The organism is Siminovitchia fortis (genome assembly GCF_003605365.2).
Taxonomy (GTDB): Bacteria; Bacillota; Bacilli; order Bacillales; family Bacillaceae_C; genus Siminovitchia; species Siminovitchia fortis.
Genome location: NZ_QYTU02000021.1, coordinates 14,607 through 40,008 on the forward strand (window position 1 = coordinate 14,607; position 25,402 = coordinate 40,008).

Genomic DNA, 25,402 nt, shown 5'->3' on the forward strand with positions numbered 1-25,402 from the left:
GTACAATGAAAGAAGAATAGACTAAAGGAGTTATGTGCATGGCAAACATTGACTGGAAGGGCGAAGTGGATAAGAGAAAAAATGATCTGCTCCGGGATTTGCAAGGGCTGCTCCGGATAAAAAGTGTTTTGAATGAATCCGGAAGCAGCGAAGATGCCCCATTGGGCATGGAAGTAAAGCAAGCTTTGGAATATATGCTTGAGCTTGGAGAAAGAGACGGATTTTCATCGAAAAATGTAGGAAACCTTGCAGGTCATCTGGAAATGGGCGCAGGAGACGGACTCATTGCAGCCTTGTGCCATGTAGATGTTGTTCCTGAAGGGGACGGTTGGTCTGTAGATCCGTTTGGCGGCGAAGTGAAGGATGGGAAGATCTTTGCCCGGGGCGCCATTGATGACAAAGGGCCGACAATGGCCGCGTATTATGGAATGAAAATTGTCAACGAGCTGGGCCTGCCCATTGATAAACGGATCCGCCTCATTATCGGAACGGATGAGGAAAGCAATTGGCGCTGTGTCAACCATTACTTCGAACATGAAGAAATGCCGGATATGGGATTTGCGCCGGATGCCGATTTTCCGATTATCAATGCGGAAAAGGGCATTGCAGATTTTGATTTGAAACAAAAACGGAATTCACCAAAAGAGCATGGGGCAAAAATGACGCTCATTTCGTTTTTTTCCGGAAGACGTTACAATATGGTCCCGGATCATGCACGGGCTGTTCTTGACATACAATGTGATCAAACTGAGCTTCTGCAGTTATTTAATGATTTCAAATACAGCCAGGATCTGAATGGAAGCTATTATGTGGAGAGCGGATATGTCGTATTGGAGCTGGAAGGCATCTCAGCCCACGGAATGGAGCCTGATAACGGGAAAAACGCCGGATTGCTTTTGGCAAATTTTCTTTCCACAATAACACTTGATAGAAAAGGGATGGACTTTGTCAATGCGGCTGTCCGTTTCTTCTTCGGGGATTCGCGCGGCAGGGCGCTTGGGGTGCAGCATAAGGATGAAAAGATGGGCGATTTGACGATAAATGTCGGCAAAATGACCTTCAATGATGAAGATGGCGGGCGCTTCGGCTTGAATATGCGGTATCCGGCTTCCTTCTCACTGGAAGAAGGAATGCGGGTAATCATGGAAAAGGCTGAAGAGGCCAATTTTGAAGTGGCCAATGTATCCAACTTGAAGCCTCATCATGTTCCAGCAGATGATATTTTAATCCAAAAGCTCATAAAAGTTTATGAGGAACAGACAAATGAAAAGGCAGAGCTGCTTTCCATCAGCGGCGGGACGTATGCCCGTTCATTGAAAACAGGGGTTGCCTTTGGCGCTTTGTTCCCGGGAAGGCCCGATGTTGCACACCAGAAGGATGAATATATGGAAATCGAAGATCTTTTGAGAGCGACGGCTCTATACGCACAGGCGTTTTATGAGCTTGCACAAGATTAAGGAACATGGGGAGGAAGAAACAATGGGAAAAATCATTCTTGGCGATCAAATTCTTGACCGGCCGGATGTACATATCGATTTGGAAGACCGCGGCTACCAGTTTGGCGATGGGGTATATGAAGTCATCCGTGTTTACGGCGGAAAGCTTTTCACAATGAAAGAGCATATTGACCGTTTGTTCGCAAGTGCAAAAAAAATCAAATTAGATATCTCCATGGCCCCTGAACAAATGCAGAAGCTTGTTGAGGATCTTGTAAAAGAAAATAAAGTGGACTTCGGATCCGTCTATATGCAGGTGACAAGGGGGGCAGCACCGAGAACCCATATGTTTCCTAAGCCTGCAAGCAACACTAAGGCTGTTTTTACAGCATATACAAATGTGGTGCCAAGGCCTGCCAGCCAGCTTGAAAACGGGGTGGAAGCCATTACGGCAGAGGATATCCGCTGGCTACGCTGTGATATTAAAAGCCTGAACCTGCTTCCGAATGTCCTTGCGAAACAGGAGGCGGCCGATGCAGGCTGTTTCGAGGCAATCCTGCACCGCAGCGGCATCGTCACCGAAGGGTCATCTTCGAACGCCTACATTGTAAAAAATGGCGAAGTGATCACCCATCCCGCCGATCATTTAATCCTTAACGGAATTACGAGGCAGGTGCTGGTGAAACTATGCAAGGAAAATGGGATTCCTTTTGTTGAAAAAGAATTTGAATTGAAAGACCTTCAGAATGCGGATGAAGTGTTTATCACAAGTACGACATCGGAGGTCATGCCTGTGATCAAAGTAGACGGAAAAACGGTGGGTGACGGCACACCCGGAAAAATCACACGCAAATTGCAGGAACTTTTTGAAGCGAAAATCAACCGGGAAATAATGGTAAATTTTTAAAAAAGGAGTATACACCCATGCGTTCAACCCACTATTTCTTTGCATTGGCATTGCCTGATGAGGTAAAAGCATATCTATCCGAAATCAGTGAGCGGCTGAAAGCTGACTTCGCTTTTAAAAACTGGGTTCATCCAAAGGATTACCATATTACACTGGCTTTTCTGGGAAATGCCGATCAACAGAGGCTTACTGAAAGTGTTTTTCATGTAAGGGAAGCATTGAAAGATTGGCAGTCATTTCAGGTGAGGTTCAATCAGATCGGGACGTTTGGGCGCCCTGATCTGCCAAGAATATTGTGGGTCAATACGACAGAAAGCCCTTCATTAGCAGAAGTGAGGGATAAAGTCTATGCCTCATGCATTCATGCGGGCTTTGAACTTGAGACAAGGCCATTCAAACCTCATATCACGCTTGCAAGAAAGTGGGTGGGGCAGGGGAACTTCCATATGCCGGCAGCAGAAAAAAGCATCGCCTCCCTGCTTCCGGGCCCAGCTTTTTCAATGGAAGAGGCGGTGCTGTACCGAACACATCTTGACAGAACGCCGAAATACGAAAAAGTCGAGTCTTTTAAGTTGATATAGCTTATAGAAGAGGGGAAGCATGCAGTTAAAATGGCTCAGCTTATAAAATTAAACGATTATGTATCCCGTTATGAATCCGATTTATCCAGGTATACTTCCTTATTTGTCCGCTTGAAAGCAAGAAGATGGAAGTCAATGCTTGAAGAGGAAACCAATAAGCAGGGCAGCGTGCCTCTTCAGGAAAAAAAAGTGGAGGAATTGAAGCAGATTTTCCTTGATCAGCTGTTTATATCTCAAATCAAATGGGCAAGTTCAACAATCAAGGAAAAATCAAATCCTCACTCTTTATTGTATTCCGATTCCCGGCTGCGCAGCCTTGTTCAGCGTTTCCCCGATACATTTTTATTGATGTACAATCCCGTATTTCAGTTGAAAAAAGCGAAGGTGCAGCTGGAAGTGCTGATGCTCACTCCATCCAAATTAATATGCATGGCTTTTTTGGATGGCGGACAAGACGTACTTTATATTGGTTCGAACGGCCATTTTTGGCAGAAAAAAATGAAAGACGGGGAAAAGAAAGTTTTGAATCCGGTCATATCTGTTAGGCGGATGGATCATGTGGCCCGGCAAATTTTTCAGACATCGGAAACGGAATTGCCGATCGAAAAAGTGGTTGTTGCCGAAAAGGGATATATCACCCATCAAAGTCCGCCTGATGATGTTCTGTTCATCGATGGGCAAAACTATGAATCTTGGTTAAATGAACTGAAATCCTTCACTTCACCAATGAAAATGATGCAGTTCCGCGCGGCCAAGGCATTGCTTGGCCGGTGTGCGAAAATAAAAGCAAGGCGTACAGGCGGAGGTGCCTCCACATCGAATTGACGCAGCCTGGCCAAATGCAGGCAGCATCGGGAGAAAACCTTGTGAAAATAATGGAACCGATTGATTGGGTCTTGACGAAAAAAGTCGGTTCGCGTTAAACTTTAAGGAAGGATGGCTATTGTTGTATTTTCATATATCCAATAGCCGTCTTTTTTCTTTCTGGTAAGATGAACGGAGTGTCGCCTCCGGTATTTTAATTGAAGGTGAATGACGGTGAAACACTTATTAGAGCATGACTGGGAAATCATTCCTGCCGGCGGAGCGACAGGAAAGGCTTTTTTTGCGTCTAAAAATAACGAAAAGCTTTTTTTAAAACGGAATTCCTCTCCTTTTTTGGCTGTTTTGTCAGCGGAGGGCATTGTTCCAAAATTGATTTGGACAAAAAGGATGGAAAACGGTGACGTGATCACCGCACAGGAATGTTTGAACGGCCGGGAATTCAAGCCGGAAGAAATGACCCGTGATGGCGTGGCGAAGCTTTTAAAAAAAATACATGAGTCCACCCCGCTTTTATCTATGCTTGGGCGTCTCGGAAAAACACCGTGCAAACCGGAGATGATGCTGAAAGAGGTGATGGCGGTGCTGGATGAGGAGCTGATGTCTCATCAGCCAGTCGTTCAATCGCTTCAGATTCTCCAAACTGAGCTGGCAAATGTCAGTTGTGAGACGTTCACTGTCTGCCACGGCGATGTCAATCATAATAACTGGCTTCTTTCGGACAACGATGAAATTTTTCTGATTGACTGGGACGGAGCCACGATCGCCGATCCCGCCATGGATATCGGGCCTCTTTTATACTGGTATATTCCAAGGGATGAATGGAACCATTGGCTTGGCCTGTACGGCCTGGAATATACGGAACATCTTCAGCTGCGGATGAAATGGTATGTCATCGCACAAACGATGCTTGCGATCGGCTGGCATAAGACCCGACAACGGTACCAGGAGATGGATTTCTGGATGGACTATTTGCAAACGATCCTTTAGAGGATGCTCATAACCCCCCATTTCTTACCAGACAGCACAAATATGAAAAGTCCAACCTGATATCACCCTTTCGCCAAGTAGAATTTTATTGTATGTAAAAGTTATTATTCTATCCTTCATAATCAAAAATATATGATACAATGATTCGAAAAACAGGGGAGATGAAAATATTGGAGACGATGCAGCTTGGAAGTTTGACGTTGACATGGTTGAATGGGGGAGTGACCCATCTTGACGGCGGCGCCATGTTTGGTGTTGTGCCCAAGGCACTTTGGTCCAGGAAATACCCTGTTGATGAGAAGAACCTTGTTGAATTGCGGTCCGACCCTATTTTTCTACGGAAAAATGGCAAAAATATTTTAATAGAATCAGGGCTTGGCAGCGGGAAATTGTCAGAGAAACAAATCCGTAATTTTGGTGTAACGGAAGAATCCAAAATCGAACAATCACTTGCCGAATTAGGGCTTTCGCCTGCGGATATTGATATCATCTGCATGACCCACATGCATTTCGACCATGCCAGCGGGCTGACCAAGCGAGACGGAGATGGGTATGCATCAGTTTTTCCAAACGCGGTCATTTACACCTCGAAAATTGAGTGGGATGAAATGCGGGAGCCGAATATCCGGTCAAGAAATACATATTGGAAGGAAAATTGGGAACCAATAGCCGATCAGGTGAAAACGTTTGCAAAAGAACTGATTGTGGAAGACGGGATCAAAATGTTCCATACCGGCGGACACAGTGCGGGCCACAGCATCATTACGATTGAAAGCGACGGCGAAAAGGCTGTCCACATGGCGGATATTATGCCGACGCACGCTCACCCGAACGTTTTATGGGTATTGGCGTATGATGACTACCCGATGGACTCGATCCGCGCGAAACAAAAGTGGATCCCTGCGGAAATTGAAGCGGGGAGCTGGTTCATTTTTTATCATGATGCCATTTATAGGGCTTTAAAATGGGACGGAGAAGGAAATATCATTGAGGCAGTTAAAAGAGAACAAAAAAACAGGTGAACTTAAAATATCACCTGTTTTTTCGTTGTTTAGCGTACTATAAAATGCTCAGGTTGTGAGTAACTTATTTTTCACTTAGTGCTGCGTCCGGCTCCGACGGACAGGAGGTCCTAGTGCCGCCGGCGCCACAGGACGTGGCGCTTTAAGGCGGCCAGCGCCCATCGACTAGCAGACTTCACGCTTCTTCCTACGATAAGTCAACATCGCTCCGCTCCGCTGCGCGTGTTTCCTTTATCTCGTCAGAAGCGCTCCAGTCTGTACGTCGATAAACAGGCGCCTGCGCCTTTGTTCTATGTACTGGATGTTTCTTACGCGTAGGTCACTGGATACACATCAATGATCGTACCGGTGTTGGCATCGGCAAGGAATTCATATTGTTTTGTTTCCCCGTCTTCCTTTGTCGTAATGCCGCCTCTGTACACTTGTGTTTTAATAGCGTATTTCTCATATTCTTCAGGCCTGAATTTAATCCACGAGCCTTCAATGCTGCCGGAATCCTTGAATGCTTCTTTAACGGTTTGAAGTACTTTTTCACCAGATGCCAAAGAATTTTTCTTTAAAGCTTCGCTCGCATAATAGCCAGCAATGACACCGGCACCTGCGCCTAGTAAAAAGTTTTTCCAATTCACAACGAGCACCTCCTAAGTCAAATCATCCCTTTTAGTATACCGTAATTTAAGAGGCAGTTCGAATAATAAATGATAATAAATTATGAAAGATAAAATATTGGTAAAATATATGAAAGCCAAATAAAATGAAAGCAATATAGGAAAAGGGGTAGTTTCATTGGATAAAAATACGATGGATTTGTTTCAAACTCTGACAGAACTTCCTGGAGCACCAGGTTTTGAACACCAAGTACGCAGATTTATGAAAGGTGAACTGGAAAAATATTCCGATGAAATTGTACAGGATCGTTTAGGAAGCATTTTTGGCGTTAAGCACGGACAAGGTCCGAAAGTAATGGTGGCTGGTCATATGGATGAAGTAGGTTTTATGGTAACACAGATTACGGAAAACGGTATGCTTCGGTTTCAAACTTTGGGCGGATGGTGGAATCAGGTACTTCTCTCCCAGCGGGTGCAGGTCATCACAGAGAATGGTCCGATCATAGGGGTAATTGCTTCAATTCCTCCCCATCTTCTTAGTCCTGAGCAACGGAAGAAACCGATGGAAATAAAAAACATGATGATTGATATAGGGGCTGATGACAGGGAAGATGCCAAGAAAATTGGAATCAAGCCCGGGCAGCAGATTATCCCGATCTGTCCATTCACCCCGCTTGCCAATCCAAAAAAGATTATGGCCAAAGCATGGGATAATCGTTACGGCTGCGGCCTCGCAATTGAATTGATGAAGGAACTGCAGCATGAAAAGCTTCCAAATATACTTTATTCAGGAGCGACTGTGCAGGAGGAAGTGGGATTAAGAGGTGCTGCTTCCGCTGCCAATATGATTCAACCTGATATCTTTTATGCGCTGGATGCCAGTCCTGCAAATGACATGTCAGGGGATCAAAAGGAGTTCGGCCATCTTGGAAAAGGCGTCCTTTTAAGAATTTTAGACCGTTCCATGGTTACGCTAAAAGGGATGAGAGAATTTGTGCTCGATACTGCAGAATCCCATGACATCCCCTATCAATATTTTGTTTCAATGGGAGGAACCGATGCCGGCCGAGTACATATTTCCAATGAAGGAGTACCGAGTGCAGTGATCGGAATTTGCTCCCGGTATATCCATACACATGCGTCCATTGTGCATGTTGATGATTATGCCGCCGCAAAAGAGTTGCTTGTAAATCTAGTAAAAGCGACTGACAAGGCAACGGTTGATTCGATTCGAAACCAATAGACAGACAAGGAGTTTTAGATATGATCATCGCTATCGGATCAAAAAATAAAGCGAAAATAAAGGCTGTTGAAAATACATTCAGGGAATTAAATATGGAAGTTTCCGTCCTTTCGCTGGAGTCACCATCGGGAGTTAGCCCGCAACCATTTTCCGATGAAGAAACAATGAAAGGTGCTGCCAATAGAGCGGAGTTCTGCTTACACCAAATGGAAGAGGCAGATATTGCAATTGGTCTTGAAGGGGGGGTGACAGAAACACCTTTCGGGCTTTTCCTATGCAACTGGGGGGCTTTGGCTGAAAGTGGAAAGGAAACTTTATTTGCCGGCGGAGCGAGAATAAAACTGCCGGGTGACATAGCAGAGCGTCTGAGGGCCGGAGAAGAGCTTGGGCCTGTCATGGATGCTTACAGTAAAATGCAGGGGATCCGTCACAAGGAAGGCGCGATTGGAGTTTTTACACATGGTCTAGTTGACCGAGCGGCCATGTTCAGCCATATTACGAAACTTTTGATCGGACAGTACGAAAAGCTTAAGGGCAGTTCCAATTAAGGAGCTGCCCCTTATGTATTTTATTATTCGAAAATGTACGCCAATGCCTTCATTGCCTGGTTGACCGTTTCTACTGTGGCATTCGCTTTGTTTGAGAGTTCTTTCAACGGGTGGTGAAGTTCCTTGGGGCGAATCAAAATAAGCGGTTTTCCAAGAGTAAGGGCTGTGCTGGCATCCATTGCTGTATTCCATTGTCTGTATTTTTCGCCAAACAATGCGATGACCAAGTCAGCTTTTTGCATTAAAACTTGGGTCCTAAGATTGTTAAAACTGGAAGCGGCTTCATCTCTGAAAACAGCATCAGGCTGTTCTCCTAAAATCTCTTCCCCGATGGCATCCGAGCGGGCGTGATTCTCCATCGGGCCTACAAAATCGACCGGAAGCTGAAGTGTTTGGGCTTTCTCCTTAATTTCCTCTCGCCAGCTGCTGTGAATCTCTCCGGCGAGATAGATAGTTAACCTCATTAAAACCCCTCCTAAAATGGTTTATCACCATCCATCTTACCATTAAAAGTCAGAATAATCCCGTAAATTATCTATAAATAAAAGAATTATCCAATCAATTGAATAAATATAATAAATTTGATTTTAATTGTTTAATAGGTTATAAGTAAGAAGTAAGAAGTAAGCAAAATTAAATACCATTCGAGAAACACTAGGGGTGCCAAAAGCTGAGAGAGGATGGATCCTCAACCCTCGAACCTGATCTGGATAATGCCAGCGCAGGGAAGTGGTTGTTTGCAATTAAATGAAATTGCATACGTATGTCTATGATGTAGAGCCACTTCTATGAAGAAGTGGCTCTTTTTTAATGAAGACTAAGGGCAAACCTGGTATCTCGTCTGGAAAGGAGATGAAAGATGGCAGACAGCCTTGTGTTTGAAGACGTCACTTTTTCATACAAAAGAAGTGACGGAAAAAATGCACAGATATTAAAAGAATTGAGCTTTACGATCAAGGCCGGTGAATTTGTCAGTGTGATCGGTCCGAGCGGATCTGGAAAGAGTACATTGTTCCGCCTCATTTCGGGCCTGGAAACGCAGGATGAAGGCAATATTTTCATGAATGGGGAGGCAATGAAGAACCGGCTTGGGCATATCGGTTACATGGCCCAAAAAGATGGATTGCTTCCGTGGCTCACTGTATTGGATAATGCAGCATTGCCGCTGAAACTAAAAGGGCTATATGGGAAGGAAGCCCAAAAAGACGTAATGGGACAACTGGAAAGGTTTGGATTAAAAGGCTTTGAAGAAAATTTCCCACATGAGCTTTCAGGAGGCATGCGCCAGCGGGTGTCTTTTTTAAGGGCACTTTTAAGCGGATCGGAATTGTTGCTGCTGGATGAACCGTTCAGCGCATTGGATGCGGTTACGAAAATGGTTATGCAGGAATGGCTGCTTGAACAGTGGACAGAAATGGAAAAAACGATCCTTTTTATTACACATGATGTAGAAGAAGCGCTGTTTCTGTCGGACCGTATCCTTATTTTCAGCGAAACCCCTGTTGAACGACTGGATGAAATTACGGTCCCACTTGGCCGTCCTCGGACTGTTTCGGATTTGAAAAATCCTGCATTTACCATGTTAAAAGAGAAGCTTCTGATGGATTTGAAGAAAATGGTGACAATATGAACTTTTTAAGAAGATATGGATTGTCGATTGGATTGGTGTTTTTTTTATTGATTGTATGGGAAACAGGAGCCCGTTTGTATGGGAAACCATTTATTTTGCCATCACCTGTAGATATATTGGTGAGATTATGGGAATTGAGAGATATATTATTTATTAACCACTTGCCGGCGACATTAGCCGTAATTTTAATGGGCCTTTTTTTGTCGCTCGTATTCGGAGCCGGCCTTTCTATATGGATGCATGAAAGTGGGATTGTAAGGAAGGCATTCTTTCCGCTTGTCATTGCTTCGCAAACGATACCGGTAATTGCGCTTGCACCGATATTTGTCCTATGGTTCGGATATTCCATCTGGAGTAAAGTGGTTGTTACTGTATTGATCACATTTTTTCCGATTACCGTCAATACGTTTGACGGACTGAGATCTGCTGATCCTCACTTAAAGGAAATGCTGCAGACAATGGGGGCATCTAAACGGCAAATTTTTCTAAAGGTTGAGTTGCCGTCCGCATTGCCGCACTTTTTTTCGGGATTAAAAGTGGCCGTCACTTTAAGTGTGATTGGCGCGGCGATTGGAGAGTGGCTTGGGGCCGATTCGGGTCTTGGATATTTCAGCCGGAGAATGATGACGCAGTTTGACGGAGCCGGTGTTTTTGCACCTATTGTCCTTCTGTCATTATTAGGTATTGCTCTATTTTTACTTGTACGAATTCTGGAAAAAATAATGATGAAATGGAGAAATGTAAATTGAAGAAAAAGCTGATAGTGACCACAGTCATACTTTTATCTTTGTTTCTCGCAGCTTGTGGAGAAAACAAGGAGGAAGTCGTAGCAAATGAATCGGATCAAGAGCTTCAAGAGTTTGATATTATGCTCGACTGGTATCCAAATGCTGTACATAGCTATTTATATACTGCTGTGGAAAAAGGTTATTTTGAAGAAGAAGGCTTGAAAGTCAATATCCGTTTTCCGGCAAATACGACTGACCCGATCAATCTGGCAGCGACTGGTGACATAGATTTGGGCATTAGCTATCAGCCGGATGTTATTGCTGCAAGAGCCGAAGGTGTTCCTGTAAAGTCAGTCGCAGCCATTGTAAGAAACCCGTTGAACCATATTGTTTTCCTGAAAGACAGTGGGATTAAACGGCCAAAAGATCTTGAAGGCAAAACGGTGGGCTGGCCGGGAATACCGGTGAATGAACCGCTTGTCCTGACGATTGTGGAATCAGATGGTGGGGATATGGGCAAGGTGAAAATGACCGATATCGGCTTTGAACTTAACGCTGCGCTTGCAACGAAGCGTGTAGATGCAGTGAGCGGAGCCTTTATCAACCACGAGGTGCCGGTCCTTGCTGCTGAAGGAATTGAAACGAATCATTTTAATCCAGTAGATTATGGAGTTCCTAGTTATTATGAGTTGCTCTTTGTCACCAATGACGACACGTGGGAGACTAAGCAAGATGAAATTCGCTCTTTCTGGCGTGCAGCAACAAAGGGCTATGAATTCATGAGGGAAAAACCAGATCAGGCTCTTGATATTTTGCTTAAAAACCAAGACGAAGAAAACTTCCCTTTAAACGAGGAAGTGGAAAAGGAAAGTTTGGCTGAGCTGCTGCCGCGTATGGAAGCGGAAGGTGAGATGTTCGGAAGCCAATCGGAAGATTTATGGGAAGAGGTGGTTCAGTGGCTGGCCGATACCGAATATATCAAAGAAGTACCTGATATAGAAGGATTGTTCATCAATATCGCTGAATAAGCTTCCTTTCCTATCCATATCAATGGGTAATTCCTTTTTGCCTGTATTTTTTAACTTTGTATCACCCAATATATAAAAAAGAGATAGACAAAACATACAGTTGTCTTTACACTAGTTAAGGATATGGAAAATATATTGGGGGATATGGAATGAAAAAGTTTTTAGAGCGCAAAGGGGTTCATTTTACTGCCAAAGCATATTTTATAGATGCTTTAAGCTATATGGCACTTGGATTATTTTCATCATTGATTATTGGGTTGATCATAAAAACAGCGGGACAGCAGCTAAATTGGCCATTCTTTGCAGAGATGGGCGAAATGGCAATGGGGCTGATGGGCCCCGCGATAGGTGCAGCGATTGCTTTTGGGCTTGGCGCGCCTCCTCTCGTTATCTTTGCAGCCGTGGCAACAGGGGCGGCTGGAGCAGCTTTTGGCGGTCCTGCCGGAAGCTATGTGGCAGCTTTGGTTTCTACTGAAATAGGGAAAATGGTCAGCAAAGAAACGAAAGTCGATATTATTGTGACTCCATTTGTGACCATATTTATAGGTTTTGCTGTGGCCAAGTTTGTTGGCGCACCCATATCGAAATTCATGACGGTATTTGGAAGCTGGATCATGTGGGCGACCGATCAACGCCCGATCGTCATGGGAATTGTCGTGGCAACATTGATGGGGCTTGCATTGACGGCCCCCATTTCAAGTGCGGCTATTGCCATGATGCTTGATTTGAATGGACTTGCTGCAGGTGTTGCCACCATCGGCTGCAGCGCGCAGATGATCGGTTTTGCTGTTGCTAGCTACAGGGAAAACAAGGTCGGTGGTTTGCTTGCCATAGGACTTGGAACTTCGATGTTGCAAGTCCCCAATATTATCCGTTACCCGCTCATACTGATACCTCCCACTGTTGCAGGAATGATACTGGCTCCTTTTGGTGCAACTATATGGAGAATGTCCAGTAACGCAGCGGGCGCCGGTATGGGAACCAGCGGATTTGTGGGGCAAATCATGACCTTTACAACGATGGGTTTTTCGGCCAGTGTGCTGATCCAAGTCATTGTACTCCATTTTATCGGGCCTGCTGTGATAAGCTTAATCATATCGGAATATATGAGAATGCGCGGCTGGATCAAGCCGGGCCAAATGCTCATCAATACTGGAGGTAAATGATATGGAGAAATTACAATCAAAAGAACAGTTTGAACAAATGAAGAATGAAGAACGGACGATCTTTATGTTTTCTGCGGACTGGTGCCCGGATTGCAAGGTGCTTGAACCCGTTTTGCCACGGTTAGAAGCGGATTATCCGGAATATAATTTCATTCACGTGGACCGGGATGAATTTCTGGAGTTATGCCAGGAGCTTGATATTTTCGGCATTCCGAGCTTTGTCGCATACCACGACGGCGAAGAAGTTGGAAGATTTGTCAGCAAAGACCGCAAAACGCTTGAGGAAATTGAAGACTTTATCAATGGATTATAGGGCTGGCAGAAAGAATGGAGTAATAGTCCTGAAACTGAAAGAGCGTATAAAATAATAAAAGTTCTGGGAGGCTGTCCTTTTTTTAAAATGACAAGCCTCTTCCTTTTGGCAATTGTTGTTTTCGTGTATGATGGGATGTAGCCCATATTGCCAAGGAGGGTTAAGCATGAAGATGAATGAACGGAAGATGAGCAAAGAGCTGGAAAACCGTCTTCAAAAGGAAGGCCGGACCTTTACATATGACCGAGAAAAAGAAAGCCTGCGCATAGAAAACGAACATACAGGAAAGGGCATTGACATTGCATTGTCAGGTATTGTTGCCAAGTGGCACGAACAAAAGGAAAAAGCCATCGACGAAGTCGTTTATTATGTGGAACAGGCATTGGATGTTATGGGCAAGGAGCAGACCGTTGCAGGAAGCGAGAAAAAAATTTATCCTGTGATCCGCTCCACTTCATTCCCTGTGGAGTCTGAAGATGGAAATAAATTTTTGACGGATGACCATACAGCGGAAACTAGGATCTTTTATGCGCTTGATCTCGGAAATACGTATCGTTTGATCGACGAGCACCTCATTGAAAAGGAAGGTCTCGATCCGAAAGAGATTCGAGAAATCGCGCGTTTTAATGTACGCTCTCTTTCCACTGCAATGAAAAAAGATACCGTTGCGGACAACGATTTTTATTTTTTAAATACAAATGACGGATATGATGCAAGCCGGATTTTAAATGAAAAGTTTCTTGAGGAAAAAGCCGGACAGATCAAGGGAGATATGGTTGTAGCCGTTCCTCACCAGGACGTATTGATTATCGCGGATATCCGCAACAAAACCGGCTATGATATATTGGCACAGATGACGATGAGCTTTTTTACAAAAGGCCTTGTGCCGATTACGGCCCTTTCTTTTATTTATGAAGACGGCAAGCTTGAACCAATTTTTATTTTAGGAAAAAATCAACGAGTGGATGACGGTAAGGAGTGATCTTCAATGAATATTTTTTATAATCGTGATGGAATAGGTGACGTGTTAATTATTTCACTGGATGAATTTGATGAAACAAATCGCACGTTTGAAAGAAAAGGCGATGCGGTTCGAATTTTTGATAAAAAAACAAATGTAACTGGGGGCTTCAACCTTTTCAATGCTTCAAGCTATGTTGATATAGCAGCGAAGGGACAGGTAGAACTGAGTGAAGAATTGGTTGAAAAAATAAATGATGCCCTTGTTAAAAACGGTTTCGACGAACGAATTGAAGCCGATCTGTCACCGAAGTTTGTGGTAGGCTATGTAAAAGAAAAGGAAAAGCATCCGAACGCTGACAAGCTAAGCATTTGCAAGGTGGATGTAGGAACTGAAGAACTGCAAATCGTCTGCGGCGCACCGAATGTGGAGGCCGGGCAAAAAGTGGTTGTGGCAAAAGTGGGAGCCGTCATGCCGAGCGGCATGCTGATCAAGGATGCGGAATTAAGAGGCGTACCATCAAGCGGAATGATTTGCTCGGCGAAAGAGCTTGGCCTGCCGAATGCCCCGGAGAAAAAAGGAATCCTTGTTTTGGAAGATCAAAAATATGAAACAGGGCAAGCTTTTCCTTTATAAGGCAATAAAGACTCATCTGATAGGGTGAGTTTTTATTATGGCTGTAAATTTTTACAGATTATGTTATTATGTGTAACGTCAAAGAAAATATATAAAGTTAGCAGATTAGGGGAAGGCAATTTAGGGGGATTTTTAACAAAAAGGCAGGGAATGAAATGTACAAGCGATTGTTAGTAGCAGCCGACGGATCAAAAAACTCAATCCGTGCAGCGGAAGAGGCGGCGAAAATTGCCCGATTAGCGGAAGGTACGGTTGTCGAGATCATTTATGCAATGGATTATTCAAAGTCGAAAGGCGAGGTTTTACAAAGTCAGGATGGAGAAGTGCTGGAAGCTGAAAGAAGGAAAAAATTGGTTCCGGTTGAGGATGTATTCGTTAAAGGGGAAATTCCTTATAAACTAACAATCCTTCAGGGGGATCCGGGGCCTGCTATTGTGGAATACGCCAATAAAAGTACCTGCGACATGGTGATCATTGGAAGCAGAGGCTTAAATACGCTCCAGGAAATGGTCCTTGGGAGCGTGAGCCATAAAGTGGCTAAAAGGGTTGAAAGCCCGGTTTTAATTGTTAAATAGAGTAGTATGAAAAACTGATTTTCCATTGGGCGAAAATCAGTTTTTTCTTAATAACCGATAGAAAGTCTATATACTTTACGGATCCGGATGGCCATAAATTTGAATTCCATACGGGCACCCTGCAAGACAGGCTTGATTATTATAAAGACGAAAAGACCCACATGGAATTTTTTGAATGAAGCGGGACAATCAGTTTTTGAAAGAGGTAAAACCTTTCAGGCTTAATGGGATGCAGGGTTCCTTTCCGTATCTTCATGAAAAAATGGAAAATGTGTCCCGCTAATCATCTGTTGCTTTTCTCTTTCTGTCTTCTTGTTTTTCCTTTTCCTTCATTTCTTCATATCGGCTGTATTGCCTGTAACTGTATGTGCTTTTCCGGACTCTTTCAGGATTTTCAAGTCCAGCGCCGATAGCTCCGGCGAAGGTGGCAACAGATGTGACGAGCCAGGCGAGTTTTAAATAGTTAAGCGGCCCTATATCTGTACCAGCTTCCGCCTGGTAAAGATCCGGGGGCACAAATACAGAGACGGCGATCAGGAAAAGCAAATATAATACGATATAATACATAACGACCGACGTTCCTAAAGTAAGGATAGTCGTTGAATTATACATCCATCTCAGCCGGTTTTTGTTCTCCAGGTTCTTTTTCTCCCATAAATCATGGGAAAATATGATCCAAACAACCATCCCGAGAACGGCAGTTGCCGTGAGACCGATGAAGCGGTATATTTCATAAGAAACGCTGAGTTTCCATAACGTCGGAAAAATAAGCCCGTAGGCTCCGGTAGCAAAAGCGATGGCCACGACATTTTTTAAAGAGGGCAGGATGGTCCATGGACGATTTGCGATGGTCATGCCAAATAAAATTCTGGCCAAACCATTGATTTTTGGAACGATTATGAAGCGGACGGCGGTTTCCTCCGCTTGATTTGACGATTCGATTCGGCGTACTGCGGAGAAACGGAAAGGTTTTTCCAGCTTATTAAGAAAGCCGCTCTGCTCTTTGGGACCTATCCCTTTTTGTGCCAGGTCATCGGCTTTGAAGTCTGTCGTATGCCGGAAATATAATTCCTTGATCATATGGAGCATGATGATTTTTACCCGATTCGGCGTCGGCAGCCAACCGAAAGCAGGCAAAGATATTTGAGCTGTGCATGTATCTACATTCGCATCGGCAAGTACGATGCACCTTCCGTTATATACCGGCAGATCTGTAAGGGAGATGGCATAGTCCCAGCCGTTTCTTATTTTGATCCGTTCAGTTTCCTCCAGCACTTCTGCAACCTTTTCGGTTGCCCCCGCAAGCAGGTCAACCTCCATTTCCACATGCCATTGAAATCTGCCATCTGCAATATACCTGGAAAGGTCTTTTTTCAATTGCTTTTTGATGGCGTTGGCAATCGTGGATGGCAGCTCTGGTGAAGAGACAATTCCAACCGTTTTTTCCTCCATAAAAACCTCCTGAGAAGTTTTTCTCCATGATACTTACCCTCTAAAATTTAAGGCAAACAAAAAGGACTGGGTAAAAAATGTTGAAATTAAAATGAACGATTTGTTCAAAACTTACGTCTTACTATTGAAGGCAAAGGAAAGGAGGCTTGGCGCTGGTTGGAAAGGGACCTTATCGAGGAAGCGAAAAAGGGAAAGGACGAAGCATTTTCAAAACTTTTCCAAGAAAATTATCTGCTTTTATATAAATATTTAATCAAGCTGAGCCTTCGTCCGGATGTCACCGAAGATCTCATTCAAGAAACAATGATCAAGGCATATACTCATTTGCACAGTTTTAAAGGGGAATCAAAGTTTTCGACCTGGCTGATTTCGATAGCTTCAAGGCTGTATATGGACCAACAGCGAAAAGAAATGAGACATAGGCGAATTTTTGAAAAGGCAAGAAATGAAGCGGTTCGAAAGATGAAGTGGCAGCTCTCTTTGAAGGGGGAGGATTGGACAGAAGATATGGAACTGTTCGCAGGTCTTGATCCGGAATTGAAAGCTCCGATCCTGCTCAGGCATTATTATGGATATTCATATCCGGAGATTGCCAGGATGCTCAATATTAAAGAAGGGACTGTAAAGTCACGTGTGCATAACGGGCTGAACAAAATACGAAAGGAGTGGTCAGATTGAAAGAAGGCAATGAAAAGGAATGGGTTGAGCAGTTAATGAGCGATATGAAAAGGCTGGAAGATGCTCATCAAGCCAAAGTCCCCCAGCAATATGAGCTGATGAATGCTTTGTCTGAATTCAAAAGCCGGCGTAAAAAAGCGTGGAAACGAGAGTTGGCAATTTTTATTTTTACAGCGCTGACGATCTTGGCCGCCTATTTCGTTGTCTCGTTAAGGATGCCGACAGTCTTCTTGTGGGGGCAAATACTGGCTATTATTATGATTCCGTTTATTTATGCTGCTGAAAAGAAACGCCGCAGAAGCTCGAATGAGGTGTTGGACGATGGAGTCTGAGAAACTGCTTGCACTGGTTTTGGTATCGCCGATTATGTTGACACAAAGTATCCTTCTTTTTATAGATGCCAAGAAAAAAGGGGCATACGCCTGGTTTTGGGGGTTATTGGGATTGATCCAGTTCCCGTTTCCGTCCATATTTTATTACTTCATCGTCATCAGGCCTTATAGGAAAAAAATGAAACTTTAGGTTGGGGGGATGGTTATGGATTTTCCATGGGAATTAATTGCTCCTATCGTCATTTTAGATCTTATATTAAAGATTACGGCGCTTGTCAGCTGTATAAAGGAAGAGAATACAAACGGACCCAAATGGATGTGGATCCTTCTTATTCTATTGATTAATCTGATTGGACCAGTACTTTATTTTGTCATCGGCCGGCAAAAACAGGGATAGGAGAAGACGTTACATGTTATTGACAGCAGAAAAGTTAACGAAAAAGTTCGGGGATCATACAGCGGTCGCCCAACTCGATTTGAATATAAAAGAAAATGAATGTGTCGCGTTATTGGGTCCGAACGGAGCGGGGAAAACAACAACATTGCAGATGCTCGCAGGGTTATTGACACCGACTTCGGGGAGCATCCGATTTTCGGGCACGAAAAATATCAATCGTCGGTTAATTGGATATTTGCCGCAATATCCTGCTTTTTTTCCCTGGATGAGTGCAAAAGAGTACTTGCAGTTTGCCGGCAGGCTTTCGGAAGTCCCAAAAAAAGAATTGCAGGGAAAAATTGAAGAAATGCTTTCTTTTGCAGGATTGGAAAAAGCTAAAAACAAAAGAATCGGGGGTTTTTCAGGAGGGATGAAGCAACGCCTCGGCTTGGCCCAGGCAATGATCCATGAGCCGAAGCTATTGATACTGGACGAACCGGTTTCAGCTTTGGATCCTTCAGGGAGAAGGGATGTACTGGAAATGATGAATGAGCTGAAAAAGAAGATGGCGATATTATTTTCAACTCATGTGCTGCATGATGCCGAGCAGGTTTGTGATGAGATTGTCATGTTAAAAGGCGGAAAAATGAAATGGTGCGGGAATCTTATTGACTTAAGAAAGAGGCAGGGAGAAGATCATGTGTTGTTAGAGACAAAGGAAGAAATCGGAAATTGGCTGCGAACTGAAAACTATGTTGCTGAATGTTCTTTTTCATCACCGAGGGCAGTTGAATTCACACTGCGGAACCCGGAAAGCCGGAATCGTTTGCTGAGTGACTGCATAGATAAAGGACTGACAATCACTCACTTTTCCGAAAAGGGACGTACATTGGAAGATGCTTATTTGGAGTTGATGGAACAATGAGCACATTTTTTACTCTTTTTAAAAAAGAATGGCTGGAAGCGTGGCGTGATAGGAAACTTATTTGGCTTCCCGTCGTTTTGTGCCTATTAACAGTTTCTCAGCCAATCAGTACGTATTTCATGCCGGAGATTTTAGACATGGCAGGCAATCTTCCTGAAGGGACCATCATTGATATTCCTGTTCCATCAGGCGAAGAAGTCCTGGCGGGAACGCTATCGCAATTCGGTATGATCGGTACAGCAATTTTTGTATTAAGCGTAATGGGGGTCGTATCAAATGAGCGGAACAGCGGTTCACTTTCGCTGCTGATGGCGCGGCCTGTTGAACCTTTTGAATATATTGCCAGCAAATGGGCGGCACAGGCTTTGATTTTCCTGCTGTCATTTGCGCTCAGCTACGGACTTGCCTATTATTATACGAACCTCTTATTCAATCAGGTGGATTTTTATCGATTTATTACAAGTCTGGGAGTGTACAGCCTTTGGATTTTATTTACTCTGTCCATTACTCTTCTTCTTGGGACAATCATGAAGAAAAACGGTGGAATCGCTGGGATGAGCATCATAGCTGTTGCCGGGCTTTCCATTATCAGCTCACTTTTTCCAAAATTTATGGGCTGGAGTCCGTCCAATGCCCAAAGTCAGGCAGGCAGCATGCTAATGACCGGTAAATGGGAAGACTCTTTTGGCTTGATGATGTCTGTAAGCATAGCCTTAATAATTGGATTGGTCATATTGGCGTCCTTTGCTTTTAAAAAATACGAAATCTATTGAGCGGTGGGAGCGGCCGGATGCTTAGGGCATACCGGCCGCTCCCACTCACGTATAAAAGCTCCACTTTCGTAAATACCAGTGATCGTACCAAAAAGGAGATTTATGGCAAGTGGTCGAAATAATACGGTAAGATGATAAAAAGGCAGATGGAAAGGAGCAGAAAATTTTGAAAGAAAAAATATACATAACGCGCAAGCTTCCCGCTGGTATCGTAAAGAAACTGGAGGGTGAATTTAATATTGACATGTGGGATCAGGAAGAGGAGGCAATTCCAAGGGAGGTATTGCTTGAAAAAGTAAAGGATGTACAAGGACTGCTTTGCATGCTGACCGAAACGATTGATGAAGAGGTGATGGATGCTGCTCCCGGCTTGAAAGTCATCAGCAACATGGCGGTTGGCTATAATAATATCGATGTGGATGCTGCGACCAATAGGGAAATTGTTGTGACGAATACGCCGGGGGTATTGACGGAAACAACGGCAGATTTGACATTTGCCTTGATGATGGCAACAGCCAGAAGACTGGTTGAAGCATCGGATTATCTGCGCAATGGAAAATGGGAAACATGGTCACCGATGCAATTGACAGGAATGGATATTCATGGAGCAACACTTGGGATCATCGGTTTCGGACGAATCGGGCAGGCGGTGGCAAAACGGGCGGCAGGATTCGGGATGAACATTCTTTATTACAATCGCTCGCAAAAGCCTGATGCTGAAAGGGAAACCGGTGCCCGGTTTGCGGAGCTTAACGATGTTTTAAGGGAATCCGATTTTATCAGCATTTTGTTGCCATACAGTGAGGAAGTCCACCATCTGATCTCTGCCAAGGAACTGTCCCTTATGAAAAAGACTGCTGTACTGATCAATACAGCACGCGGAGGGATTGTAGATGAAGACGCATTGTATGATGCATTGAAAAATGAAACGATATGGGCTGCAGGGTTGGATGTATTTGAAAAAGAACCTATAGATCCAAGCCATCCCTTGTTGACGCTTCCGAACGTCGTGACGTTGCCGCATATCGGGAGCGCCAGCATAGCAACAAGAATGAAAATGGCAGAATTGGCTGCTGATAACTTACATAATTCCCTTGTTGGGAGCGGTGAGGTGAAAAGTGTGAACTATATAAGTTGAAAAAAATAAATCACATTGTGATAACGGAGATTCTTTCGCAAACTAGCGGTATCCGGTAAATCTGTGTTCAGATCCGAGATTCCCTCCCGAAGAAGCAGAAAATCTGTGAACCAGGTAAGGAATCTGGTTGATTCCCTCCCGAAGAAGCGAAAGATCCATGAACTCGGGCAGGAATCCGGTTGATTCCCTCCCGAAGAAGCGATAAATCCGTAAACTCGGGCAGGAATCCCGTTAGCGTGATATAATACGTCAAGAAAAGTAAAGTTGGAGGGAAAAGAATGAAATATTTCGCCGTTTTCTTACCAATGAAAGATGAAGAAAAAACCCAGCAACACCGCCCGGCTCACTTGGAATTTTTAGCAAGAATGAAAAAAGAAAAGAAAGTGGCCATGTTTGGCCGTTTCACAGATGGAGCAGGCGGCCTTGTCATTTATCAGGGAGAAAACCTTGAACAAGTTGAATCATGGGTAAAGCAAGATCCTTATGTTGTAAACGATGCAAGAACTTATGAAATACACGAGTGGGATATGGTGTCCGACGCATAATTATCAACAAATGAAAAAAGCCGAAATTTCACATGGAAATTTCGGCTTTTTAAAGCTTTGTCCAGCTCCAGCGCCTGCCCCGCAAGGATCAAGCCGCTTCCCTGTTCGAACTGCCTCCTCGGGAATCGTCTTGTTTGCCTGCGCTGAGCAAGGCGCTTTAGCTTTTCTTACTGAGTAAGAAAGTATAAGATGTTTTAGCTATAAAATTTTGAACAAAGCCTTTTGTTGTCTAGCTCCAGCGCCTATCGACTAGCAGACTTCGCACCTCTGGTGCTCCTGCGCCATAGCTTATCAAGGAAGCCTTGTTCAGCTCGTCGCAAAGCTCAGGAAGCCTCTCGAAGAAGAAGCTTTCCTACGATAAGTCAACATCGGCTCGTTCCTCGCCGTGTTTCCTTTATCTCGTCGGAGGCACTCCAGTCTGTACGTCGATGAGCAAGGCGCTTTAGCTTTTCTTATTTACCTTGCGTTAGGAAATACGCGCTGTACGGTATCGGTAAATTCATCAAAGAAACCGCTGATCGGACGGCCGTTGCGGATGTCGTTTCCATATCCTCTCATCCGGTCGTAGAAGTCCGGGTTTTCAGATATATACACATTATCAAAGTCATGGTTAGTGTCTCTGACCTTCCGGGCAATTTTCTTCTGTACATCTTTAGTCATCTCTCTGTCTCCCTGGTCACTGAGCTTTACTGCAACGTAGGCGTTGCGGTTCGTTACCAGGACACTTGCATCATCAACCTCTTTCAAGTCTGTCACTTTTTCGGCAACGTCATCTGCAAGGTCAATGTTTTGGTTATCATCGTTCACCGTATTGTCATTGTTTCGGTTGTCGGTATTGGTGCCGAATCCATCATTCCTGTTATCATTTACACCGATGCCGTCGTTCATGTTATTAACCCCGTCACGGTTATCGTCAGGGTTATAACGGACTCCAAGAGGACGGTTGTCATCGCTTGTAAATCGGTCGTTATTGTTTGCGGTGCCGCAGCCTGCCAATACCACAGATATCAAACCTGCATAAATGAACGGTTTTATAAATTTCATTTAGGTAACCTCCTTTTTTTAAAATCGTTTTTAATGTTCCAAACCCATCAATTATTATTCGTTTTTTTGTTATAATGAATGGATGACAGTTATTACCTTTAATGAAAGAAAGAGTGATTGAATATGCACTGGTGGAAAAAATTTCTTTCAAATTTTTTATCAGATAAAACAATGGATGAACCAACTGAATTACATATAGAAGATCACCATAAAAATGAACTGCATGAGATGAAAACCCGGATGATTTACCAATATCCAAAAGGAGAATTCCGTTTTCCATTAATCAAGGACCAGCCAGGAAAACCGGTCCAAGGCAGTCAGAAGAGGCCTGTCCAAAGGGAGCAGAAAGACGAAAAAAGAATCCCTGAAAAGAGACAGAATAGCCAAAGCATCGGGGAGAAAACGGAACAAAAGAGAAGGAAGATTGAGCCGAAAAACAGCCAGCCCTTTGAGCCGACGCACATTCCTTCACCCATTTACGGATTTAACCGGCCGATAGAAAGAAAAGAAAACCCGAAACCGAAAATACCTGAATTTGAATTGACTGACTTTAAGCAGAAAACAAGGTTTGAGAAGGAAGACCACAAGCCGGATTTAGAGATGGTGACTGAGGAAGAAGTTTTTGCAGAACAGCCTGTGGAGCCAAAGACAAACGGATCCTTATTGGACTTGGACGAAAAAAATGATCCTGAATCGCAAAATGGTGCAATCGAAATAAAAACATGGACACATAACCAAGGGATAGGAGAATCACTTGAGGAATCTGAGGAAGAAATACCGGAGTTAACAAATACAGATTCTAAAGAAAATGATGAAGCTTCCAATGGGGAAAAATGGATGGATCAAGGACAGGCCGAAATGGCAATATCCGAAGAAATCGGGGAAAAGGAAGAGCAGGTTTTTGCTGAAGAAGTCGATGAAACGGAAAAGCTGACCTCCATCGAAAAAGGATCGGGGGAAGAGATGTCTTTTCCAAAGCAGTCTGAATTTGAAGCAGAGCCGGCCCCAGGCGAAAAAATTGACGACCCGGGTGAAGAGACACTTGCTTCAAGCCAGCTTAAATTTGAACCAGAGCAAGCCTTTCCTGAAGAAATCGATGAAATAGACGAACTGACCGAAGAAGTAGAAATGCCGGAGGAAAAAATACCGGTTTCCAGCCAGCCTGATGTTGAACCAGGACCGGCCTTCGATGAAGCGCCAATGGATGGAGAGAGCAGAAAGACCGATGAGGACGCTTTTGAAGAGACAGCGGCTGCAGTTGAAATGACCTTGGGTCAAGAAACCGAAGCAACGGAGCCGAAATTGGAAGAACCACTAAATGCTGAAGAACCAGCCAAGGAAAGTACAAACAGCAAGCCGAGATCGCAATTGCCATTTAATGTGCTGATGCTTTCGCAGGACAGGGCTAGATGGCAAAGGCAAAGAGAAAGGGAGAAAAGCAAGAGTGAAGCCGTTTCGAAGCCGGTAAAAGAAACGAAAATCCCGGAAACGATGCATTATGAATTTCCGGCCCTGTCGCTTCTTAAGCCGCCTGTTTTTAAAGAAGAAAATACAGAGTGGTTAAATGAACAAACGATCCTTCTTGATGAAACGATGGAAAACTTCAATGTGAAGGCACATGTTGTCAAAGCCAGTCAGGGGCCTTCTGTCACGAGGTTTGAAGTACAGCCGGATAAAGGGGTCAAGGTCAATAAGATCACAAATTTGAGCAATGATATCAAGCTGAGCATGGCAGCACGCGATATCCGGATGGAAGCCCCGATCCCCGGGACGCGGTCAATTGGAATTGAGCTGCCAAACAAAGAGAGCCGGCCGGTCCAAATAAGTGAAATTATCGGTAAAACAGCCTTTTTACAAGGAGAATCCCCTTTGACCGCCGCGCTGGGACTTGACATTTCAGGAGATCCGGTTGTAACGGATTTGCGGAAAATGCCCCATGGTTTGATTGCGGGAGCTACGGGATCAGGGAAAAGTGTCTGCATCAACTCTATTCTTGTCAGCCTGCTGTATAAAGCAAGGCCTGATGAACTGAAATTAATGCTCATTGATCCCAAAATGGTAGAGCTTGCGCCATACAATCATATTCCGCACCTGGTCAGCCCGGTCATCACCGATGTAAAAGCGGCAACGGCAGCTTTAAAATGGGCGGTGGATGAAATGGAGAGGCGCTATGAACTGTTTGTCCATGCCGGGGTCCGCGACATTGGCCGGTTCAACGAACTGGCAGAAACAAAAGGTCAAAAAAGCGAACATCTCCCATATATTGTGATTATCATCGATGAACTCGCTGACTTGATGATGGTGGCACCTGCCGAAGTAGAAGAGTCCATTTGCCGGATTGCGCAAAAGGCACGGGCATGCGGGATCCATTTGCTCATTGCTACGCAAAGGCCTTCAGTTGACGTCATCACCGGTCTGATCAAAGCGAACGTGCCGACAAGAATCGCCTTTGCGGTTTCCTCACAAGTGGACTCAAGGACAGTCATTGACGTGAGTGGTGCTGAAAAGCTGCTCGGACGCGGGGATATGCTGTTTTTAAATAACGGATCAGTCAAGCCTGTACGGCTTCAGGGAACATTCGTGTCAGATGAGGAGATTGACCGGGTCATTGAACATGTTCGCAAGCAAGGCAAGCCGAATTATATCTTTCAACAGGAGGAACTGTTGAAGAAAGCTGAAATCCAGGAAAATGAAGATGAACTTTTATTGGATGCATGCCAATTTGTGGTAAAACAAGGAAATGCCTCTACTTCATTATTACAGAGACAGTTTAGAATTGGATATAACCGTGCTGCAAGATTGATGGAGATGATGGAGGAACAAGGAGTCATTTCCGGGGCAAAGGGAAGCAAGCCTCGGGACGTACTCATAAAAGAGGCGGATCTCGATTCGTTGAAAGATTCACTAGTACATTAGAGGATAAAATGTTATTCTATTTGATGATG

General features: G+C 44.2%; 29 protein-coding genes, 1 pseudogene and 1 riboswitch. Of the genes and pseudogenes, 26 read left to right on the plus strand and 4 right to left on the minus strand.

The features are described from left to right. Window positions 1-38 precede the first annotated feature (38 nt). The 6 genes from pepV to D4N35_RS10390 all read left to right on the plus strand — a co-directional run bounded on the left by pepV (window position 39) and on the right by D4N35_RS10390 (window position 5,758). A complete protein-coding gene (gene pepV / locus D4N35_RS10365; RefSeq protein WP_120073229.1) occupies window positions 39-1,457 on the plus strand; it encodes a dipeptidase PepV in 1,419 nt (472 codons plus the stop codon). A gap of 22 nt (window positions 1,458-1,479) precedes the next feature. Continuing rightward, on the plus strand, window positions 1,480-2,343 hold the full coding sequence (dat, locus tag D4N35_RS10370; protein WP_120073231.1) for a D-amino-acid transaminase: 864 nt from the start codon (window positions 1,480-1,482) through the stop codon (window positions 2,341-2,343). Window positions 2,344-2,360: 17 nt separating this feature from the next. Next, window positions 2,361-2,924, plus strand: a complete 564-nt coding sequence (thpR, locus tag D4N35_RS10375) for an RNA 2',3'-cyclic phosphodiesterase (RefSeq protein WP_120073233.1) — start codon at window positions 2,361-2,363, stop codon at window positions 2,922-2,924. Window positions 2,925-2,954: 30 nt separating this feature from the next. Beyond that, window positions 2,955-3,749, plus strand: a complete 795-nt coding sequence (locus D4N35_RS10380) for an NERD domain-containing protein (RefSeq protein ID WP_120073235.1) — start codon at window positions 2,955-2,957, stop codon at window positions 3,747-3,749. A gap of 213 nt (window positions 3,750-3,962) precedes the next feature. After that, a complete protein-coding gene (locus D4N35_RS10385; RefSeq protein ID WP_120073237.1) occupies window positions 3,963-4,736 on the plus strand; it encodes a phosphotransferase family protein in 774 nt (257 codons plus the stop codon). 170 nt (window positions 4,737-4,906) lie between these two features. Further along, complete coding sequence (locus D4N35_RS10390) at window positions 4,907-5,758, plus strand: YtnP family quorum-quenching lactonase (RefSeq protein ID WP_120073240.1); 852 nt, start codon at window positions 4,907-4,909, stop codon at window positions 5,756-5,758. A gap of 308 nt (window positions 5,759-6,066) precedes the next feature. Here the strand turns inward: D4N35_RS10390 and D4N35_RS10395 are convergent, their stop codons facing one another. Continuing rightward, window positions 6,067-6,387, minus strand: a complete 321-nt coding sequence (locus D4N35_RS10395) for a PepSY domain-containing protein (RefSeq protein ID WP_120073242.1) — start codon at window positions 6,385-6,387, stop codon at window positions 6,067-6,069. Between the two features lie 172 nt (window positions 6,388-6,559). Between D4N35_RS10395 and D4N35_RS10400 the strand changes: the two genes are divergently transcribed. Beyond that, complete coding sequence (locus tag D4N35_RS10400; RefSeq protein ID WP_373315327.1) at window positions 6,560-7,609, plus strand: M42 family metallopeptidase; 1,050 nt, start codon at window positions 6,560-6,562, stop codon at window positions 7,607-7,609. Between the two features lie 20 nt (window positions 7,610-7,629). Then, window positions 7,630-8,157 (plus strand): DUF84 family protein, encoded by a 528-nt coding sequence (locus D4N35_RS10405; RefSeq protein WP_120073246.1) that lies wholly within the window; start codon window positions 7,630-7,632, stop codon window positions 8,155-8,157. Between the two features lie 23 nt (window positions 8,158-8,180). Here D4N35_RS10405 and D4N35_RS10410 read toward each other — a convergent pair whose 3' ends face one another. Beyond that, window positions 8,181-8,621 (minus strand): YtoQ family protein, encoded by a 441-nt coding sequence (locus tag D4N35_RS10410; protein ID WP_018707387.1) that lies wholly within the window; start codon window positions 8,619-8,621, stop codon window positions 8,181-8,183. A gap of 182 nt (window positions 8,622-8,803) precedes the next feature. Beyond that, window positions 8,804-8,902: riboswitch (TPP riboswitch) on the plus strand. Window positions 8,903-9,016: 114 nt separating this feature from the next. Between D4N35_RS10410 and D4N35_RS10415 the strand changes: the two genes are divergently transcribed. From D4N35_RS10415 to D4N35_RS18410, 9 genes and pseudogenes are all read left to right on the plus strand, one after another. Continuing rightward, on the plus strand, window positions 9,017-9,787 hold the full coding sequence (locus D4N35_RS10415) for an ABC transporter ATP-binding protein (RefSeq protein ID WP_120073248.1): 771 nt from the start codon (window positions 9,017-9,019) through the stop codon (window positions 9,785-9,787). After that, entirely contained in the window at window positions 9,784-10,536 is a 753-nt protein-coding gene (locus tag D4N35_RS10420; protein ID WP_120073250.1) for an ABC transporter permease, read from the plus strand. The genes D4N35_RS10415 and D4N35_RS10420 overlap by 4 nt, the downstream gene beginning before the upstream one ends. Then, complete coding sequence (locus D4N35_RS10425; RefSeq protein WP_120073252.1) at window positions 10,533-11,543, plus strand: ABC transporter substrate-binding protein; 1,011 nt, start codon at window positions 10,533-10,535, stop codon at window positions 11,541-11,543. The genes D4N35_RS10420 and D4N35_RS10425 overlap by 4 nt, the downstream gene beginning before the upstream one ends. 149 nt (window positions 11,544-11,692) lie before the next feature. After that, complete coding sequence (locus D4N35_RS10430; RefSeq protein ID WP_120073254.1) at window positions 11,693-12,709, plus strand: PTS sugar transporter subunit IIC; 1,017 nt, start codon at window positions 11,693-11,695, stop codon at window positions 12,707-12,709. A 1-nt stretch (window position 12,710) separates the two neighbouring features. Next, window positions 12,711-13,022, plus strand: a complete 312-nt coding sequence (locus D4N35_RS10435; protein ID WP_120073256.1) for a thioredoxin family protein — start codon at window positions 12,711-12,713, stop codon at window positions 13,020-13,022. A 166-nt stretch (window positions 13,023-13,188) separates the two neighbouring features. Beyond that, window positions 13,189-14,004, plus strand: coding sequence for a DUF1444 domain-containing protein (locus D4N35_RS10440; RefSeq protein WP_186306615.1), 816 nt, complete (start codon window positions 13,189-13,191; stop codon window positions 14,002-14,004). 6 nt (window positions 14,005-14,010) lie between these two features. Next, window positions 14,011-14,619 carry a YtpR family tRNA-binding protein gene (gene ytpR, locus D4N35_RS10445; protein WP_120073258.1) on the plus strand — a complete coding sequence of 203 codons (609 nt, stop codon included), beginning with the start codon at window positions 14,011-14,013 and terminating at the stop codon, window positions 14,617-14,619. Window positions 14,620-14,774: 155 nt separating this feature from the next. Next, window positions 14,775-15,194: a universal stress protein gene (locus D4N35_RS10450; RefSeq protein WP_120073260.1), complete on the plus strand. Its 420-nt coding sequence runs from the start codon at window positions 14,775-14,777 to the stop codon at window positions 15,192-15,194. 50 nt (window positions 15,195-15,244) lie between these two features. Then, window positions 15,245-15,373: pseudogene (locus D4N35_RS18410) on the plus strand (metallothiol transferase FosB); the annotation flags it as partial. Between the two features lie 100 nt (window positions 15,374-15,473). On the opposite strand, the gene D4N35_RS10460 reads toward D4N35_RS18410, so the two are convergent. Continuing rightward, window positions 15,474-16,646: a hypothetical protein gene (locus tag D4N35_RS10460; protein ID WP_120073262.1), complete on the minus strand. Its 1,173-nt coding sequence runs from the start codon at window positions 16,644-16,646 to the stop codon at window positions 15,474-15,476. Window positions 16,647-16,802: 156 nt separating this feature from the next. On the opposite strand from D4N35_RS10460, the gene sigY reads away from it, so the two are divergent. The 8 genes from sigY to D4N35_RS10500 all read left to right on the plus strand — a co-directional run bounded on the left by sigY (window position 16,803) and on the right by D4N35_RS10500 (window position 21,413). Beyond that, window positions 16,803-17,324, plus strand: a complete 522-nt coding sequence (gene sigY / locus D4N35_RS10465) for an RNA polymerase sigma factor SigY (RefSeq protein WP_120073264.1) — start codon at window positions 16,803-16,805, stop codon at window positions 17,322-17,324. Beyond that, window positions 17,321-17,656 (plus strand): YxlC family protein, encoded by a 336-nt coding sequence (locus tag D4N35_RS10470; RefSeq protein WP_120073267.1) that lies wholly within the window; start codon window positions 17,321-17,323, stop codon window positions 17,654-17,656. Before sigY ends, D4N35_RS10470 begins: the two co-directional genes overlap by 4 nt. Beyond that, window positions 17,646-17,846: a transcriptional regulator gene (locus D4N35_RS10475; RefSeq protein ID WP_120073270.1), complete on the plus strand. Its 201-nt coding sequence runs from the start codon at window positions 17,646-17,648 to the stop codon at window positions 17,844-17,846. Before D4N35_RS10470 ends, D4N35_RS10475 begins: the two co-directional genes overlap by 11 nt. Window positions 17,847-17,861: 15 nt before the next feature. Next, window positions 17,862-18,053 carry a PLDc N-terminal domain-containing protein gene (locus tag D4N35_RS10480; protein ID WP_120073273.1) on the plus strand — a complete coding sequence of 64 codons (192 nt, stop codon included), beginning with the start codon at window positions 17,862-17,864 and terminating at the stop codon, window positions 18,051-18,053. 13 nt (window positions 18,054-18,066) lie between these two features. Beyond that, window positions 18,067-18,957 (plus strand): ABC transporter ATP-binding protein, encoded by an 891-nt coding sequence (locus D4N35_RS10485; protein ID WP_120073275.1) that lies wholly within the window; start codon window positions 18,067-18,069, stop codon window positions 18,955-18,957. Then, window positions 18,954-19,730: an ABC transporter permease gene (locus tag D4N35_RS10490; RefSeq protein ID WP_120073278.1), complete on the plus strand. Its 777-nt coding sequence runs from the start codon at window positions 18,954-18,956 to the stop codon at window positions 19,728-19,730. Before D4N35_RS10485 ends, D4N35_RS10490 begins: the two co-directional genes overlap by 4 nt. 166 nt (window positions 19,731-19,896) lie before the next feature. Continuing rightward, window positions 19,897-20,868 carry a 2-hydroxyacid dehydrogenase gene (locus D4N35_RS10495; protein WP_120073280.1) on the plus strand — a complete coding sequence of 324 codons (972 nt, stop codon included), beginning with the start codon at window positions 19,897-19,899 and terminating at the stop codon, window positions 20,866-20,868. Window positions 20,869-21,146: 278 nt separating this feature from the next. Beyond that, entirely contained in the window at window positions 21,147-21,413 is a 267-nt protein-coding gene (locus D4N35_RS10500; RefSeq protein ID WP_120073282.1) for a YciI family protein, read from the plus strand. 456 nt (window positions 21,414-21,869) lie between these two features. On the opposite strand, the gene D4N35_RS10505 is transcribed toward D4N35_RS10500, so the two are convergent. Beyond that, on the minus strand, window positions 21,870-22,457 hold the full coding sequence (locus D4N35_RS10505) for a YhcN/YlaJ family sporulation lipoprotein (RefSeq protein ID WP_120073284.1): 588 nt from the start codon (window positions 22,455-22,457) through the stop codon (window positions 21,870-21,872). A 123-nt stretch (window positions 22,458-22,580) separates the two neighbouring features. Between D4N35_RS10505 and D4N35_RS10510 the strand changes: the two genes are divergently transcribed. Further along, a complete protein-coding gene (locus D4N35_RS10510; protein WP_120073286.1) occupies window positions 22,581-25,373 on the plus strand; it encodes a DNA translocase FtsK in 2,793 nt (930 codons plus the stop codon). Window positions 25,374-25,402 lie beyond the last annotated feature (29 nt).